Below are 17,232 nucleotides of genomic sequence, written 5' to 3'. Positions count from 1 at the left end.
GACATTGCCCGATGTCATCAGGGGCGGGACACCACCATGCCCTTGAAGCCCTGTTTGGCCTGCAGGCGTTCCGCCAGCCGCTCGGCCTCGTCGCGGTCGATCACCGGCCCCAGGCGCACGCGATAGAGGGTGCCGGTGCGGCGGTCCACGGAATCCACATACACGGTGTAACCCGCCTCACGCAGCTTGTCGCGCAGCGCCACGGCGTTGCCACGCTTGCTGAAGGCATGCACCTGTACCGCCCAGGACTGCACCCCGGAGTGGGCGGTGGATTGCGCATCGGGCCTGGACGGGGCCTGGGGGGCATTCGTCTCCGCCGGGTCCGTGGAGACCCGCGGCACCGGCTCACTGCGATCCGCCTCGGGGGCGCGCCGGGCCTCGCTGCCGTAAACCGGCTGTGGTCCGCGGCGAATGGGCTGCAGGCCCGTGTCGGCCTCCAGCGCCGCCGCGCCGCGCCGCGGCAGGGGGGGGACGTCCGCGACCGATGGCTTGGGTGGTATATCGACGGGCATGTGCACGCGCCCCCCGGGCTTCGGGCCGGTAAGCAACATGGGTATGAAAATGACCCCCAGGGCCACCAGCACTACCGCGCCAACCAGTCGCTGCTTGAGCTGTGAACTCATGCCACCCCCCTTTGCCTGTCGCCATGCCAACGCAGCGCCTCTTCCACGCTGCGAAAGGAGCCGAAAACCACTATCCGGTCTCCAGGCCGCGCGTCCGCCTGCGCCTGTGCCAGCAAGTCGGGGGCGGCGCCGCGAGCGGCGACCGGCCCAGCGGCCAGCCCTTCGATGATCGTAGCCAGCTCCTGCGGCTTGCGCGCCTCCGGGTCCGGCAGCGCCAGTAGATACCAGGCATCGATCCGCCCGCGCAGCGGTGCGATCAGCCCTTGGGCGTCCTTGCGCGCCATGGCCGCGCAAACCGCCAAGGTGCGCCCGCCATCGGCCGGCGCCTGCGCGGCTAGCAACTGCGCCAGATTGCCCGCGCCGTCCTGATTATGAGCCACGTCCAGGATCCACTCCACCGGGCCGGGCAAGCGCTGGAAACGGCCCCTGAGGAGCGCGCCGCGCAGGCCCTGCTCCAGCGCCGCGCGATTCACCGGCAAGCGTTCGGCGAGCAACTGAACCGCGCACAGGGCCGCGGCGGCGTTGTGGATTTGCCAGGGCCCGGGCAACGCGGGCGGGGGCAGGTTGTCGTGCTGGTGCGTGCCAAAACGCCAGTGCCAGCGCGAGGGGGAGTGCGACGAGAGGGATCGCGGCCGGGTGCCGCTCCTGCAGGGAGCCGCCGCATTGTCAGCACGGCTCATGGCGGCGATCTCCACCTGAAAATCCTCGCCGATCCGATAAAGCCTCGCCCCTGCCTGCCGGGCCGTGGCGGCCAGGCTTGCCGGCGGTTCCGGGTCGGCGCAGATCAGCGGCCGCCCCGCTCTGGCAATCCCCGCCTTCTCCCTGCCTATGCTCTCCCGGTCCGCCCCCAGCCAGTCGGTGTGGTCCAGCCCGATGGAACTGATCACCGCCACATCGGCATCGACGATGTTCACCGCATCCAGGCGCCCGCCCAGGCCCACTTCCAGCAGAATCAGGTCCGGCTCCGCGCGGGCGAAGCACCACAGGGCCGCCAGGGTGCCGAATTCAAAGTAGGTCAGGCTGATATCGCCGCGGGCGCGGTCTATGGCGTCGAAGGCCGCCATCAACTCCTCGTCCGAGGCCTCGCGCCCGTTCAGGCGAATGCGCTCGTTGTAGCGCAGCAGGTGCGGTGAGGTATAGCTGCCGACCCGGTGGCCGGCGGCACCGTAGATGGCCTCCAGCAAGGCCACAGTGGAGCCCTTGCCGTTGGTGCCCGCCACGGTGATCACCGGGCAGGCGGGCCGGAGCAGATCCAGCCGGCGGGCAACTTCCCGCACCCGCTCCAGGCCCAGCTCAATGGCGGCGACATGAAGGCCCTGCTGCCAGTTCAGCCAGGCCTCCAGGGTGGTGTGGCGCATGGCCGCTCAGGCTCCCAGCCGCTGGGTCTCCGGACTGGGCTGGGCGGTCAGCATGGCCAGCACCCGGGCGAGCCGATCGCGCATTTCCCGGCGATCCACGATCAGGTCCACCGCGCCGTGCTCCAGCAGGAATTCGCTGCGCTGGAAGCCTTCCGGCAGGGTCTCCCGCACGGTCTGCTCGATCACCCGCGGCCCGGCGAAGCCGATCAGCGCGCCGGGCTCGGCCACGTTCAGATCGCCCAGCATGGCGAGGCTCGCCGACACACCGCCCATGGTCGGATCAGTGAGCACCGAGATAAAGGGCACGCCGGCCTCGCGCAGTCGCGCCAGCGCCGCGCTGGTCTTGGCCATCTGCATCAGCGAGAACAGCGCTTCCTGCATGCGCGCCCCGCCGCTGGCGGAGAAACACACCAGGGGTATCCGCTCGTCCAGCGAGATCTGGGCGGCGCGCACGAAACGCTCGCCCACCACGGAGCCCATGGAGCCGCCCATGAAGCGGAACTCGAAGGCTGCCGCGGTAAGGGGCATGCCCTTGAGGGTGCCACGCATGGCGATCAGGGCGTCCCGCTCTCCGGTGCTCTTCTGAGCCTGGGCCAGGCGGTCCTTGTACTTCTTGCTGTCGCGGAATTTGAGATGGTCCACCGGCTGTACCTGGGCGCCGATCTCGCTGCGAGACTGCTCGTCCAGGAACATTTCCAGTCGACGGCGGGCACCGATGCGGTGGTGCTGGCCGCACTTCGGGCAAACCTCCAGACTGCGTTCCAGCTCCGGGCGGTAGAGCACCGCCTGGCAGCCCTGGCACTTGGTCCACAGGCCTTCCGGCACACCGCGCCCATCGCCCTTGCCGCCCTCGGTGCGAATCCGCGAGGGCATCAATTTCTGAAACCAACTCATACGCTCGTCTTCCCTACCGGGCCCGACCTCAGGCCGTGGCCCTGCTGCTCTGATCCATGGCGGCACGCATGCCGCCCAGCAATTCGCCCACCACCGCACGCATGCGCTCTGGCTCGGCACCGTATTCGGCAATGCGCCGGACGAGGGCGGAGCCTACCACCACCGCATCGGACACCGCCGCGACCCGTGCCGCGGACTCCGCATCGCCAATACCGAAACCCACGCCCACGGGCAGGTCGCTGTATTCGCGGATGGCTTCCACCCGCTCCGCCACGGCGGCCACGTCCAGGCTCGCCGAGCCGGTCACGCCCTTCAGGGAAACGTAGTACACGAAACCCCGGGCAACGCCGCAGATCTTCTCCAGGCGCGCGCGGGTGGTGGTGGGCGCCACCAGGAAGATCGGGTCCAGGCCCAGCTCGGCCATGGGCTCGGTCAGCTCCGCGGCTTCCTCCGGCGGCAGGTCCACGGTGAGCACGCCATCCACACCGGCCTCGGCGGCCAGTTCGGCGAAACGACGATACCCCATCACTTCCAGCGGGTTCAGGTAGCCCATCAGCACCACCGGGGTGTCCGGATCGGTCTGGCGAAACTCGCGCACCATCGCGAAGATGTCGGTGAGTTTCACATCGTGGGTCAGTGCCCGCTCGCAGGCGGCCTGAATCACCGGGCCGTCGCTCATGGGGTCGGAAAAGGGTACGCCCAGCTCGATCAGGTCGGCGCCGGCCGCCACCAGGGTGTGCATCAGGGGCACCGTCTGGCTGGGGTCCGGGTCTCCGGCGGTGAAGTACGGGATCAATGCCTTGCGCCCCTGGGCGCGCAATTCGGCGAATCGCTTGGCGATACGGCTCATAGCTCGATGCCCTCCCGGGCCGCCACGGTGTTGATATCCTTGTCGCCACGCCCGGAAAGGTTGACGATGATGATCTTCTCCGGCCCCAGCTCCACGGCCAACTTGCCGGCATAGGCCAGCGCGTGGCTGCTCTCCAGCGCGGGGATGATGCCTTCGCAGCGGCACAGATCATGGAAGGCCGCCAGTGCCTCGGCATCGGTGGCGTCGGTGTAGGTCGCGCGCCCCACATCCTTCAACCAGGCATGCTCGGGGCCAACGCCCGGGTAGTCCAGCCCCGCGGACACGGAATGGGTGCCGACGATTTGACCGGAATCGGTCTCCATGAGGTAGGTGCGGTTGCCGTGCAGCACACCGGGACGTCCGGCGGCCAGCGGCGCGGCATGACGCCCGGTCTCGATACCCTCGCCCCCGGCTTCCACGCCGTAGAGCGCGACGTCGGGGTCGTCCAGAAAATCGTGGAACAGGCCAATGGCGTTGGAGCCGCCACCGATGCAGGCCACCAGCGCGTCGGGCAGGCGGCCTTCGGCTTCCAGGATCTGGGCGCGCGCCTCGCGACCGATGATGGCCTGGAAATCCCGCACCATGAGCGGATACGGGTGCGGACCGGCGACGGTGCCGATGATGTAGAAGGTATCGTCCACATGGGTGACCCAGTCGCGCAGGGCCTCGTTCATGGCGTCCTTCAAGGTCTGGGAGCCGGAGCTGACCGGCACCACCTTGGCGCCCAGCAGGCGCATGCGGAACACGTTGGGCGCCTGGCGCTGGATGTCCTCGCTGCCCATGTACACCACGCATTCCAGGCCCAGCCGGGCGGCCACGGTGGCGGTGGCGACGCCGTGCTGGCCGGCGCCGGTCTCGGCGATCACCCGCGTCTTGCCCATGCGCTTGGCCAGCAGGGCCTGACCCACGGTGTTGTTCACCTTGTGGGCGCCGGTGTGGTTCAGGTCCTCGCGCTTGAGGTAGATCTTCGCCCCGCCCAGGCGCTCGCTCCAGCGACGGGCGTAGTACAGCGGGCTGGGGCGGCCCACGTAGTAACGCAGATCATGATCGAACTCGGCGATGAAATCCGGGTCGTTGCGATAACGCTCGTAGGCCTCGCGCAGTTCCTCCAGGGGAGCCATCAGGGTCTCGCCCACGAACTGGCCGCCGTAGCGGCCGAAGTGCCCCCTGGTATCGGGGAACTGGCTGAAATCGATGCGGTCCTGCTCAGTCGCTCTGGACACGTCGTACCTCGTCGATGAAGGCCGCCATCCGGGCGGCGTCCTTGATGCCTTTGGCCGATTCAACGCCGCTGCTCACGTCCACGGCGTAGGGGCGCACCTGGCGCAGGGCCGCGGCCACATTGTCCGGACCCAGACCGCCGGCGAGTATCAGCGGGCGCCCCAGGTCGGCGGGAATACGCCCCCAGTCGAAGGCCTCGCCGGTACCGCCCAGCGCCCCGCCGGCATGGCTGTCCAACAGCAGGCCGGTGGCATCCGGGTAGCGGGCGGCGTAGGCCCGGCAATCCCCCGCGGCGTCTCCGGCCATGGGCACGGCCTTGATGTAGCGCCGGCCGAAGCTACGGCAGTATTCCGGTGCTTCCTGGCCATGGAACTGGAGGATCTCCACGGGCAGTTGCGCCAGCACTCGGCGCACCAGATCGGCCTCCTGGTCCAGGAACAACGCCACCACGCTCACGAAGGCGGGAACCGCCGCCGCCACCGCGCGGGCCTGGGCCAGATCCAGCTGGCGGCTGCTGCCCTCGGCGAACACCAGCCCCACCGCATCCACGCCCAGGCGCGCGGCCTGGGCCACGTCCTCGGGGCGGGTGAATCCGCAGATCTTGATCCGGCTGTGCAAGGGGCCTACCGCGCATTGGCTCGTCAGAGGCGCAATCCTAACCCGCGCCCCGCGGACTGGCAAAAAACCCCGGTGGAAACCGGCACGGGATGCGCCCGGCCAAGCTCAGCGTGTGGGAGCGCCGCCCGGGCCGCGAAGGCCTGGGTGCCTCCCCCCGAAGACCCCGTCCGGATTTGCCCTGGTGCGGGGTTTGTCAGTGGTCGAGAGGAGCCTTCACGGCCGAACCCGCCCAGCAACGCAAAGAGACACGCATGCGTCGCACGTGGCTGCCCTCCCAGTAGAGCTTGTCGCAGGGTGGGCAAATGCGCTTGTCCGCCTCGTCCGCCTGCTCCAGCGGATGATTGCAGAGCATGCAACGGCTGAAAGGCGCGCGCAGCCAGTCGATTCCGAGCTCCCCGCGCAGCCGCCTTGCCTGTTCATCGAGGCTGCCATGGCCGAGAAAGAACACCTGCTCATCCGCCCCCGAGCGTTGCAAAAAGCCGCGATCGGCGGTGATCAGCACCCGGCCCTCGGCCTGTGCCTGATGCATGATGTCGCGATCCATGGCGCCCGGTTCCGGTTGCGCGGTGTCATAGCCTGCCGCACGCAACCAGCGACAGAGCCGCAGGTGCATTTCATCGCACAGCAAACGTCTCGGGCTACCCGTGTCCACGCGCCCTCTTCCGCTCAGTACCAGCACGCCATGAGGCCATAGGCGCAGAGCGCCATGGGCCATCTTCTCAAGACCATGACAGGGCGGAATAATTCCGGACGCCGGGCAACGCCGCGTGGGAAGCGCCACGCGCGTCCCGCCAGGAGGGGATCAGGAAAAGACCGGCAGCCGCCCGGCGCCGGGCATGGCGTATCTCGGCGGATAATCGACCCGCACCAGATACAGCCCTTGCGCCGGGGCGGTGATACCGGCGGCACAGCGATCCCGCGCCGCCAGTACGTCGCCGGCCCAGCCCACCGGCTGATCGCCACAGCCTATGGCCATCAGGGTGCCGGCCAGATTGCGCACCATATGATGCAGAAAGGCGTTGGCCTGCACGTCCAGATAGATGAAATCCCCCGCCCGCCACACGTCCAGCCGCTGCAAGGTGCGCACCGGGTGCTTCGCCTGGCAGGCCACGGCGCGGAAAGAGGAAAAGTCATGCTCGCCGAGCAGCGGGCGGGCCGCCTCCTGCATGCGCTCGGCATCCAGTGCCTTGTGAGTCCAGCTGACCTGGTGACGCAGCAGGGCCGGACGCGCGCGGCCCATGTAGATAACGTACCGATAGGCCCGGGCGCGGGCGGAGAAGCGGGCATGGAAGCTCTCGTCCACCCCCTTTGCCCAGCGCACGCTGATGGTCTTGGGCAGATTGGCGTTGCAGCCGAGCACCCAGGACTGCTCCGAGCGGTGGGCCGCGGTGTCGAAATGAACGATCTGGGCGGTGGCGTGCACGCCGGCATCGGTGCGCCCCGCACAGACCAGCTCCACCGGCTGATCGGCGACGCGGGAAACCGCCGCTTCCAGGCATTCCTGCACGGAGCGCGCATCCTTCTGGCGCTGCCAGCCGCGAAAATCACTGCCGTCGTATTCGATGCCCAGGGCGATGCGGGTCACGGGATTCAGGGTCCTTTGGGCCAGCTCGGAGCCGGGATGTTCCGTGCCAAGGCGCTCACAAATACCACAGGGCAGCCCCCAACAGCAGCGGCAAGGACCACTGCCAGCAGGCCGGGGGGGCGGATTCGGGCACGTCCACCCGGGGCAGGGGCGCGTGCTCGGCCTCATCCAGCACCCGGGCGACTGTGTCGGCGGCGTAGTCGGCCACGGCACTCAGGCGCGGGGCGCCGGCGGGCATGCTTGGCCGAGGCACCAGTTCGCGCAGTCGCGGCAGGCTATCGAGGACCAGCACCAGTCGCAAGGCCAGGCGCTGGGGCTCCAGGCCAAACACCACCAGCGGTCGGGCCCACCAGCGGATCGCCGCCAGCAATGCTCCCCGGGTCGTGCTCTGCAACAGCAGCTGCACCGCCGCCACCAACAGCAACAAGGCGCCCACCCGCTCCAGCGCCAGCCAAAGCCCCGCCCGGCTGGGCGAGACCGGGCCCAGAGCGGCCCACAGCGGCTCACCCGGCGTGAACCACAGGTACACCAGGGCAATGGTGAGATAAAAGATGCGCAGGCGGCGAGCCATGGCCATGGCCTGGCCCAGGCCGGCGAAACGGCGCCCGGCATACAAGGTGATCAGCAACGCCGCCCCCAGGGCGAGCGCCGGCCAGTCGGCGGCGGCCAGGCCTGCCGCCGCCGTGCCCAGCAGGGCGATCCTGATGACCGGGTGTATCACGCGCCGCACTGCTCCAAGGCAAGACACCGGGGCAAGCCCCGGTGTCCATGTTCAAGCGCCGTGGAAGCTTCCACGGCGCGGCCTCGGCCTTTCCTCAGACCTGCTCCAGCATGGCCTGGGCCCGCTGTTTATGCTCGCCTTCGGCCTCGTCCAGCACCTCGGTGAGCAGCTCCTTCGCGCCGTCCGCATCGCCCATGTCCAGATAGGCCTGGGCCAGGTCCAGCTTGGTCTGCATCTCGTCGCCGCTGGGGAAGGCCGTGTCGTCCTCGCCACCCAGGGCGGATTCGAAGCTGGCCTCACCCGCTTCGGCGTCGGCCGGAGCGGATTCCTCGACGGCTTCCCCGGCGTTGCTCCCGGCGGGCGACTGGGCAGCCGCCTCGCCGCCGGTGCCCAGATCGAAATCCAGCTCGAAGCTGTCGGCCGCCGCGTCCTCGGCCGCCGATGGCGCTTGCGCCTCGGCTGCCGGCTCGGCATTCACTGCAGTCTCGCCGGCTTCATCGCCGAAACCGCTCAGATCGAATTCCAGATCCCCCAGCCCGCTGTCGTTCGTGGCTGCCTCGGCCTCCGGGCTGGCTTCGGCCGCTGGGGCGGGCTCTTCAGCCACCGGCTCGGCCGGCGACGCCAGGAAGGATTCGTCCAGCGACTCGAGGCTTTCCTCCGCCGGTGCCGCCTCGGCACCCAGACCGGTATCGTCTTGCTCGAACAAAGGCTCCGCGAGTTCCTCGGAAACCAGCGGCTGATCGTCCTCGATGCTGTCATCGGCGAACAGCGGGTTCTCGGGGGCGATGGCGCGGCCCATTTCCGCAACCTTCTGCCACTCCCCATGGGAGGCATCGCCCAGCATCCCGTACAGGGCCTGGGCCTGGGCCTCGAAAGCGCCCCGGTCGTCCATCAGGGCCAGCGTCTCCAGCAGCTTGACGCGCAGATCGGTGCGCGCGGGTTCCGCCTGCATGGCGCCTTCCAGCGCCTCCCGGGCCTGCTCGTAACGACCGTAGGCCAGATACACTTCCAGCCCGTCGAGCACATCGCCCTCGTCGTCGCTGCCGGCTTGCGCCTGCTCGGCGGCCGCCTGAGGCTGGGCCTGAGGTGCTTCCTCCCGGTGAATCTCGCCCAGCTCCACCACGCCGCTGTCCTCGCCGTCGTCGCGACGACGGCGCAGCACCATGAACGCCAGGCCCAGGAGCGCCACGATGGCCGCGCCCAGAATGCCCATGATGCGGGTGTCCTGCCAGATGCTCGGCGGGGCGGCAGGTTGTTCGGGCGGCGCGGGCTGCGCGGCCGGCTGGGTGGCCGCCGTCTGCGGCGGAGCCTGCTCGGCTTCGCCAGGCTCCGTGCCGGCCACCGGCTGTTCCTGTTCCGCGGCGGGCTCGGCCGGCGTGCTGGCGGATGCCTCCGCAACCGGGTCGGCCGCGCCTTCCGCGCTCACTGAAGACCCCGGCTGACCCACGCCCTGGGCCATCTGCAACTCGACCAGCCGCTCCAGTCGCGCAACTTCGGTACGCAGAGCGCTGACCTGCGATTCCAGCTCGCTGTTCTCGGACTCCAGACTGGCGCTCTGCTCCTGAGCCAGGCCCAGTTGGTTCTGCAGGCGACGCAGGTTGTCCTCGTTGGGAGCCAAGGCCTGATCCAGCAGGCCGGCATCGCCGCGCGCGCGCTCGTCGGCCTGCGGGGCGATGATCTCCAGTCGCGCCTGGCCCGGTGCACTCGCCTGGCTCTGGCCGCTCGGGCCGCCGTCGCGCTCAGCGCCGCTGGCTGCCGCGTTCTGCTGCTGGCTGGCCCGCCAGCGGGAAACGTGCTCACTCACCACCTGCTGGGCCTGTTCGCGTCCCACGGCGATGCGCTCGGCGGAGGGCACACGCAATATCGCGCCGCGGCGCAGGCGGTTCATGTCCTGGTTGATGAAGGCCCGGGGGTTCTCTTCGAACAGGGCCACCATGGTCTGGTGCACGCTCACCGAATCATTCGGGCGCACGTCCCGGGCGATGCCCCAGAGGGTGTCGTTGCTCTGTACCCGGTATTCGCCGCCCTCATCGGCGGGCACTTCGGCCACACGGCGGTTACGATTGGCGGCGGCGCGGGTACTGCCGGTATCAGAAGCGGCGGGTGCCCGGGTGGTGGCGGGCTGAGCGGCGCGGCTGGCGCTGCCGCGCGCCGGCGTGGTCGCGGCGGCGGGCGTCTGGCGGCGTTCGCTGTAGACCGGTGGGTCCAGCAGCAGCGTGTACTGGCGCACCATGCGCCCGCTGTTCCAGCTCACCTCCAGCAGGAAGTTCAGGAAGGGCTCACGCACCGGGCGCTGGGTGCTCACGCGGATGTAAGGCTGGGCGCCATCGGCGTCCACCACCTCGAAGTCGAGACTGGCGAGGAAGAAGGGCCGCTCTACCCCGGCACGGCGATAGGCCTCGGCGGAAGCGAGGCTCACGGTCATGGTTTCCCGCTCGTCCAGCGATACCGAGGTCAGAGGTATGCGTGCCGACAGCGGCTCATTGAGCGCCGAGCGCTGTTCCAGCTGTCCCAGGCCGAGTGCCCAGGCGGGCACATGGAGGGCAAGACCCAGGACAGCGGAAGCGAGGGTCAGTTTGCGTCGCATGGTGTATTCCTATCGCAAAGGGTCGGCGGCCGTCACCACCGTGTTATGGTTCTTCTGTTTTGCTCCCCCACCGCGCGGCGCTCAGGCCGAAACGCGGGCAAGCTGCTCTGCTATCAGTAGACTGTTCAGAGCGGCGCTCCTACGAACATTATCCGCCACGACCCAGAAATTCAAACTCCGCGCCTGTGCCGTATCCTCGCGGAGGCGGCCGATGAAAACCGGGTCCTGGTTCGCAGCTTCGCCAACCGCCGTCGGGTAATCCGCGCCCCCCTGCCCTTCCACCAGCTCCAGCGCCGGCTCGGCGGCCAGCGCCTCGCGCACCGCGCCGAGGCTCACCGCCTCTCGGGTCTGCAGGTGCACCACCAGCCCGTGGCCGAAGAACACCGGCACCTGCACCGCGCTCACCGAGAGCGCCAGCTCGGGCAGTTCCAGCACCGCGCGGGTATCGGCCAGGATGGCGGCCTCCTCGGCGCTCACCCCCTGCGCGTCCAGCTCGCCGATGCGCGCCAGGCAATTGAAGGCAATCTGGCGCTCGAACACACGGGTCTGCAGCGGCTGGGCATTGAGCAGGCGCGCCGTCTGGCTGGCGAGCTCCTCCACCCCGGCCCGGCCTGCGCCGGAGACTGCCTGGTAGGTCGCCACATGCACCCGCTCCAGGCCCGCCAGTCGGGCAATGGGAGCGAGGGCGTGGATCAGCGCCACCGCCGCCGGATTGGGGCAGGCACGGTAGCGCTGCTCCGCGCCGGGCGCATTGACGCCAGGCACCTGCAAGGCGGCACCCGCCGCACGCCCATGGGCGGTGGCGTCCACCACCCAGCAGCCCGCGGCCCGGGCACGCTCGGCCAGGGCCGCGGTCGCGCCGGTCGCATCGCCGAGCAACACACCCTGGACCTGGTCGACGTCAAAGTCGGCCGGGTCTCTGACCGTGATGCGCTTGCCCGCGAAACGCAGCACTTCGCCGGCCTGGGATTCGCTGAGGGCATGGAGCCGACGCACAGGAAAACGGCGCTGTTCGAGCAGCTCGATGATGAGCTCCCCGACAGCGCCGCCGGCGTCGACTACGGCAATATCAACGTCCGCCATAGTCGTCATGGACCTCTCGGCCTCAGCCTTCCTGGAGGATGCGCAGCATCCGCCGCAGCGGCTCCGCCGCGCCCCAGAGCAGCTGATCGCCCACGGTGAAGGCGGACAGGTACTCCGGCCCCATGGCCAGCTTGCGCAGCCGGCCCACCGGGGTCTTCAGGGTGCCGGTGACCGCCGCGGGGGTCAGGTCCCGCTTGCTGGCCTCGGGCTCGTTGGGAACCACGCTGACCCAGTCGTTGGCCTCGTCGAGCATCTGCGTCAGCTCGTCCAGCGGGGCGTCCTTCTTCAGCTTGATGGTCAGCGCCTGGGCATGGGAGCGCATGGCGCCGATGCGCACGCACAGCCCATCGATGGGCACCGGGTTGGAACCGCGGCCGAGGATCTTGTTGGTTTCCACCCCGGCCTTCCACTCTTCCCGACTCTGGCCGGACTCCAGCTTCTTGTCGATCCAGGGGATCAGGCTGCCGGCCAGCGGCACGCCGAAGTGCTCGGCGGGGTAATCCTGGCCGGTCATGGCGCCGGAAATCAGCCGATCCAGGTCCAGAATGGCGCTGGAGGGATCGGCCAGCAGCTTCTCGCCGACCTGGTGCAGATAACCCATCTGCGCGACCAGTTCGCGCATGTTCTGCGCGCCGGCGCCGGAGGCGGCCTGGTAGGTCATGGGGCTGATCCATTCCACCAGATCATGTTGGAACAGCCCGCCGATGGCCATGAGCATCAGGCTGACCGTGCAGTTGCCGCCCACATAGGCCTTGGTGCCGGCGGACAGGGCGTTCCTGATCACGTCCTTGTTGACCGGGTCCAGCACGATGACGCTGTCATCGGCCATGCGCAGGGTGGAGGCGGCGTCGATCCAGTAGCCGTCCCAGCCGCTCTTGCGCAGGTCGGCGTACACGGCCTCGGTGTAATCGCCGCCCTGGCAGGTGATGATGGCTTCCATTTCGGCCAGGGCCGCGATGTCCCTGGCGTCCTTCAGCGGCGGCACGTCCTTGCCCACGTCCGGGCCCGGCTGACCGGCCTGGGAGGTGGTGAAGAACACCGGCTCGATGTCGGCGAAGTCGCCTTCCTCACGCATGCGCTGCATGAGCACCGAGCCGACCATCCCGCGCCAGCCGACAAAACCAATCCGTTTCATAGATTCACCTCATCATAAGGTTGAAATTGAATCCTGCGAGCTCGTTTTCACCACAGAGGCACAGAGTGAAAGCCCAGGAAGGTCTTCTCTGTGCAGCTCTGTGCCTCTGTGGTGAAAAACGCCGCCATCTACTCCGCCAACGCGGCGATCACGGCCTCGCCCATTTCGGCGGTACCCACCCGGCGGGTGCCTTCGGTGTGGATGTCGCCGGTGCGCAGACCCTGGTCCAGTACCCGGCCCACGGCCGCCTCGACCCGATCGGCCAGGGCCGGCTCGTCCAGGGAGTAGCGCAGCATCATGGCCACGGACAGAATGGTGGCCAGGGGGTTGGCCAGGCCTTGACCGGCGATGTCCGGGGCGCTGCCGTGGATCGGCTCGTACATGCCCTTGGAATGGCGATCCAGGGAGGCCGAGGGCAGCATGCCGATGGAGCCGGTGAGCATGGCGGCGCAGTCGGAGAGGATGTCACCGAACATATTGGTGGTGACCATCACGTCGAATTGCTTGGGCGCGCGCACCAGCTGCATGGCGGCGTTGTCCACGTACATGTGGGAGAGTTCCACGTCCGGGTACTCGGCGTGCAGGCGCTCCATCACCTCGCGCCACAGCTCGGAGACCTCCAGCACATTGGCCTTGTCCACCGAGCACAGGCGACCGTCGCGCTTGCGGGCGGTCTCGAAGGCGAGCCGGCCGATGCGCTCGATCTCGGATTCCTTGTAGGCCAGGGTGTTGTAGCCCCGGCGCTCGCCGTCGGCCTGCTCGATACCCCGGGGCTGACCGAAGTAGATACCGCCGGTGAGCTCGCGCACGATCATGATGTCCAGCCCCGAGACCACCTCGGGCTTGAGACTGGAGGCGGAGGCGAGCTGCGGGTAGAGAATGGCCGGGCGCAGATTGCCGAACAGCTCCAGCTCGCTGCGGATGGCCAGCAGGCCGCGCTCCGGGCGCAGCGGACGGTCCAGCTTGTCATACTGGGGGCCGCCCACGGCGCCCAGCAGGATGGCGTCGGCCTCGCGGGCCGCGCTCAGGGTCTCGTCGGGCAGGGGCTTGCCGGTGGCGTCCACCGCGCAGCCGCCCAGCAGGCCCTGCGTGAGCTCGGCGTCCAGGCCATGGCGGCTTCTGAGCACGTCCAGCAGCTTCACCGCCTCGTTGACGATCTCCGGGCCGATGCCGTCGCCGGGGAGTACCAGTATCTTCTTGCTCATATCGCTACGTCCGTAGGGGGATTGAACCGCAGAGGTGCATTGATTAGGCCGGGAACAACCACGGCGCCTGCTCGGCGCGGCGCTGTTCATAGGCGCGGATATCGTCGGCGTGCTGCAGGGTCAGGCCGATCTCGTCCAGGCCCTCGATCAGGCAATGCTTGCGGAAGGCATCGATCTCGAAGGGGATGCGCTCGCCGCCGGGGGTGGTGATGGTCTGCTCGGGCAGATCCACCGCCAACTCATAGCCTTCGCTGGCCTCCACTTCCTGGAACAGCCGCTCCACCGTGTCCTCGTCGAGCACGATGGGCAGCAGGCCGTTCTTGAAGCAGTTGTTGTAGAAGATGTCGGCGAAGCTCGGGGCGATGATCACCCGAAAGCCGTAGTCTTCCAGCGCCCAGGGGGCATGTTCGCGGGAGCTGCCGCAGCCGAAGTTGCGCCGCGCCAGCAGCACCCGCGCGCCCTGGTAACGGGGCTGGTTGAGCACGAAGTCCGGGTTCAGCGGCCGGCCGCTGTTGTCCGCGTCCGGCTCACCGATGTCCAGGTAACGCCACTCGTCGAACAGGTTCGGGCCGAAGCCGCTGCGCTTGATGGATTTGAGGAACTGCTTGGGGATGATGGCATCGGTGTCCACATTGGCCCGATCCAGCGGCGCGACGATCCCCTTGAGGCTGACGAAGGCTTCCATTTACAGCTCCCTCACATCGACGAAGTGGCCCGCCACGGCGGCGGCGGCGGCCATGGCGGGGCTGACCAGGTGGGTGCGCCCACCCCGGCCCTGGCGGCCCTCGAAGTTCCGGTTGGAGGTGGACGCGCAACGCTCGCCCGGCTCCAGCCGGTCGGCGTTCATGGCCAGGCACATGGAGCAGCCCGGCTCCCGCCACTCGAAGCCCGCCTCGATGAAGATCTTGTCCAGGCCCTCTTCCTCGGCCTGGGCCTTCACCAGGCCGGAGCCCGGCACCACCATGGCGAGCTTGACGTTGTCCGCCACCTGGCGGCCGCGGGCCACCTCGGCGGCGGCGCGCAGGTCCTCGATGCGGGAGTTGGTGCAGGAGCCGATGAACACCTTGTCGATGTGGATATCGGTGATCGGCATGTCCGGCTTGAGGTCCATGTACTCCAGCGCCCGGGCGATGCCCTTGGCGCGGGTCTCGTCGGACTCGGCGAAGGGGTTGGGCACCCGGCCGTCCACCGGCGCGACCATCTCCGGCGAGGTCCCCCAGCTCACCTGAGGCTTGATCTCGGCGGCATCCAGCGCCACCACGGCGTCGAACTCGGCGTCCGGGTCGGAATGCAGGGTCTTCCAGTATTCCACCGCCCGATCCCAGGCCTCGCCGGTGGGGGCGAAGGGGCGGCCGCGCACGTAGTCGATGGTCTTTTCATCCACCGCCACCATGCCGGCGCGGGCACCCGCCTCGATGGCCATATTGCACACGGTCATACGCCCTTCGATGGAGAGCTCCCGGATGGCTTCGCCGGCGAACTCCACCGCATACCCGGTGCCCCCGGCGGTGCCGATGCGCCCGATGATGGCCAGCACGATGTCCTTGGCGGTGACCCCCGGGCCCACCTTGCCGTTGACCTGGATCTGCATGCGCTTGAACTTCTGCTGCACCAGGGTCTGGGTGGCCAGCACATGCTCCACTTCGGAGGTACCGATGCCGTGGGCGAGACAACCCAGCGCACCGTGGGTGGAGGTGTGGGAATCCCCGCAGACCACCGTCATGCCCGGCAGGGTCGCACCCTGCTCCGGGCCGATGACATGGACGATGCCCTGGCGACGGTCGTTCATGTCGAATACGGTGATGCCGTATTCGCGGCAGTTGTCATCCAGGGTCTGCACCTGCAGGCGCGAAACCGGGTCGGCGATGCCCTGGCTGCGGTCGGTGGTGGGCACGTTGTGGTCGGCCACGGCCAGGTTGGCGTCGATGCGCCAGGGCTGGCGACCGGCCAGACGCAGGCCCTCGAAGGCCTGGGGCGAGGTCACTTCGTGGACCAGATGCCGGTCGATATAGATCAGCGCCGAGCCGTCCGCGTTTTCGCGGACCAGATGCGCGTCCCAAAGCTTGTCGTAAAGGGTTTTGCCTGCCATTGACGTCCTGCGGAGTTCGGTGAACGGGCGTTGCGTAACGGGGCATTATAACGGAAAGCGTGCGGCGCTTCAGACTGCCGGAAGGATAGCGACATGACCGGACCTGTCGCTCACGCCACAGGCTGCCGGACCAGTGGCAGCGCCCTGCCCGGGCGAATAACACGCGGCGGCGGCACTGCCGATAGGCGCCAATTGGGAACGGATTTGCGAGGTGGGAGCGCTTGTCCGCGGCTACGGGCGAGTGGAAGAAGCCCGGGGGCGGCTCGGGGAACAAAAGAATCGCCCGCGATGGGCATTATCAGTTGGACGATCCTGGTGTTCGAGAGCATCGTGGCAAGTGCTCTGTGGGCCGCCGCTCATGCCGCGCCCGATGGCGAGGGCTTTGCCGGTGATCGTGGCCGCCAGGGCTATCTGATGTTCCTCGGCATTCTGATGCGCCCGCCGCTGATGGTGATCGGCTTCTTTGCCGCGCTGGTGCTGATGTACGCCTTTGGCGCGTTCATCGGGCTGAACTTCGTGGTGTTCAGCTCGGGGCTGATGGAGGGGAGCTGGTACGGGATTCAGGCCTGGCTCAGCCTGACCGTGCTCTCCGTGATTATCGTGGTGGTGGCCACCCACAAGGTGTTCAACCTGGTCACCTGGCTGCCCGAGAACACCATGCGCTGGGTGGGTCAGCAGGTATCGAACCTGGGCGAGCAGGCCGATGAGAACCGCATGCGGGCCATCTTCGGCGGGGTTATCAGCAAGGCCGGTCCCGCCGGCGCGGCCACGGCCAAGGGCGCCGGCATGGCCAGCGGTGGCGGGGATAAACCGGGCGACACCACCAAACCCTCCGACACCGGCGCCCTACAGCCGGGCGAGAAGCAGGGGCCGGGGGGTGGAACTGGCGGGAAAGGTGGGCGCGACAGCGGCTAGTCGGTTTGCACTTTTTGCACACCCAGCCGCTGCCGTTCAGCGTGAGCGCGAGCCTTCATCTCGTTGTGTGCTACCTCCTCGGGCACTCCCATCTTGGCGGCATAGCTTCGAGCCGTATCCGCCCAGGCACCGCGCTGGATATACAGATCATTCCGCTGGGCGATGGCCTGGCGGAACATCTCTTTGTATTGGGCGATCACCTGGTTGGCCTTTCTGACCTCCTGGTTCGCCGAACCAATTGCTTTGTTGGCGTGATGGCGCGTCCAGTACGCATCCGTCTCCGCACTGCCCACACGATAAGCATCCCAAAATGCGTCACCCATTGTTCTTCTCCTTCTGTATCAGCGC

The 17,232-nt window shown here is 68.3% G+C and carries 17 protein-coding genes; 1 reads left to right on the top strand and 16 read right to left on the bottom strand.

Annotated elements, in window-relative coordinates; all coding sequences use genetic code 11:
• Nucleotides 1-17 precede the first annotated feature (17 nt).
• From GBG68_RS02505 to leuC, 15 genes are all read right to left on the bottom strand, one after another.
• Nucleotides 18-623, bottom strand: coding sequence for an SPOR domain-containing protein (locus tag GBG68_RS02505; protein ID WP_152144771.1), 606 nt, complete (start codon nt 621-623; stop codon nt 18-20).
• Nucleotides 620-1,981 (bottom strand): bifunctional tetrahydrofolate synthase/dihydrofolate synthase, encoded by a 1,362-nt coding sequence (gene folC / locus GBG68_RS02500; protein WP_152144769.1) that lies wholly within the window; start codon nt 1,979-1,981, stop codon nt 620-622. The genes GBG68_RS02505 and folC overlap by 4 nt, the downstream gene beginning before the upstream one ends.
• Nucleotides 1,982-1,987: 6 nt before the next feature.
• Complete coding sequence (gene accD, locus GBG68_RS02495) at nt 1,988-2,875, bottom strand: acetyl-CoA carboxylase, carboxyltransferase subunit beta (RefSeq protein WP_152144767.1); 888 nt, start codon at nt 2,873-2,875, stop codon at nt 1,988-1,990.
• Nucleotides 2,876-2,903: 28 nt separating this feature from the next.
• Complete coding sequence (gene trpA, locus GBG68_RS02490) at nt 2,904-3,725, bottom strand: tryptophan synthase subunit alpha (RefSeq protein WP_152144765.1); 822 nt, start codon at nt 3,723-3,725, stop codon at nt 2,904-2,906.
• Nucleotides 3,722-4,948 (bottom strand): tryptophan synthase subunit beta, encoded by a 1,227-nt coding sequence (gene trpB / locus GBG68_RS02485; RefSeq protein ID WP_152144763.1) that lies wholly within the window; start codon nt 4,946-4,948, stop codon nt 3,722-3,724. Before trpB ends, trpA begins: the two co-directional genes overlap by 4 nt.
• Entirely contained in the window at nt 4,932-5,564 is a 633-nt protein-coding gene (locus GBG68_RS02480; RefSeq protein WP_152144761.1) for a phosphoribosylanthranilate isomerase, read from the bottom strand. Before GBG68_RS02480 ends, trpB begins: the two co-directional genes overlap by 17 nt.
• Nucleotides 5,565-5,757: 193 nt before the next feature.
• Nucleotides 5,758-6,279 (bottom strand): DUF5615 family PIN-like protein, encoded by a 522-nt coding sequence (locus GBG68_RS02475; protein WP_152144759.1) that lies wholly within the window; start codon nt 6,277-6,279, stop codon nt 5,758-5,760.
• Between the two features lie 87 nt (nt 6,280-6,366).
• A complete protein-coding gene (gene truA / locus GBG68_RS02470) occupies nt 6,367-7,149 on the bottom strand; it encodes a tRNA pseudouridine(38-40) synthase TruA (RefSeq protein WP_152144757.1) in 783 nt (260 codons plus the stop codon).
• A 55-nt stretch (nt 7,150-7,204) separates the two neighbouring features.
• Entirely contained in the window at nt 7,205-7,870 is a 666-nt protein-coding gene (locus GBG68_RS02465; RefSeq protein ID WP_152144755.1) for a hypothetical protein, read from the bottom strand.
• Nucleotides 7,871-7,964: 94 nt separating this feature from the next.
• The gene (locus GBG68_RS02460) at nt 7,965-10,457 is read right to left on the bottom strand and encodes a FimV/HubP family polar landmark protein (RefSeq protein ID WP_152144754.1); all 2,493 of its coding nucleotides are present in this window, start codon (nt 10,455-10,457) and stop codon (nt 7,965-7,967) included.
• Between the two features lie 81 nt (nt 10,458-10,538).
• Entirely contained in the window at nt 10,539-11,549 is a 1,011-nt protein-coding gene (locus GBG68_RS02455; RefSeq protein ID WP_152144752.1) for an aspartate-semialdehyde dehydrogenase, read from the bottom strand.
• 13 nt (nt 11,550-11,562) lie between these two features.
• Nucleotides 11,563-12,675, bottom strand: coding sequence for an aspartate-semialdehyde dehydrogenase (gene asd, locus GBG68_RS02450; protein WP_152144750.1), 1,113 nt, complete (start codon nt 12,673-12,675; stop codon nt 11,563-11,565).
• 128 nt (nt 12,676-12,803) lie between these two features.
• Nucleotides 12,804-13,880, bottom strand: coding sequence for a 3-isopropylmalate dehydrogenase (gene leuB / locus GBG68_RS02445; RefSeq protein ID WP_152144748.1), 1,077 nt, complete (start codon nt 13,878-13,880; stop codon nt 12,804-12,806).
• Between the two features lie 43 nt (nt 13,881-13,923).
• Complete coding sequence (leuD, locus tag GBG68_RS02440; protein WP_152144746.1) at nt 13,924-14,565, bottom strand: 3-isopropylmalate dehydratase small subunit; 642 nt, start codon at nt 14,563-14,565, stop codon at nt 13,924-13,926.
• The gene (leuC, locus tag GBG68_RS02435; RefSeq protein WP_152144744.1) at nt 14,566-15,969 is read right to left on the bottom strand and encodes a 3-isopropylmalate dehydratase large subunit; all 1,404 of its coding nucleotides are present in this window, start codon (nt 15,967-15,969) and stop codon (nt 14,566-14,568) included.
• A gap of 288 nt (nt 15,970-16,257) precedes the next feature.
• On the opposite strand from leuC, the gene GBG68_RS02430 reads away from it, so the two are divergent.
• Nucleotides 16,258-16,884, top strand: coding sequence for a DotA/TraY family protein (locus GBG68_RS02430; RefSeq protein ID WP_193222184.1), 627 nt, complete (start codon nt 16,258-16,260; stop codon nt 16,882-16,884).
• Here the strand turns inward: GBG68_RS02430 and GBG68_RS02425 are convergent.
• On the bottom strand, nt 16,881-17,207 hold the full coding sequence (locus GBG68_RS02425) for a hypothetical protein (protein ID WP_152144739.1): 327 nt from the start codon (nt 17,205-17,207) through the stop codon (nt 16,881-16,883). The genes GBG68_RS02430 and GBG68_RS02425 overlap by 4 nt on opposite strands.
• Nucleotides 17,208-17,232 lie beyond the last annotated feature (25 nt).

It is taken from the genome of Alkalilimnicola sp. S0819, from assembly GCF_009295635.1.
Lineage (GTDB): Bacteria > Pseudomonadota > Gammaproteobacteria > Nitrococcales > WHIW01 > S0819.
Note: the sequence above shows the minus strand (reverse complement) of the source record. Positions and strands in the feature narration are given on the sequence as shown.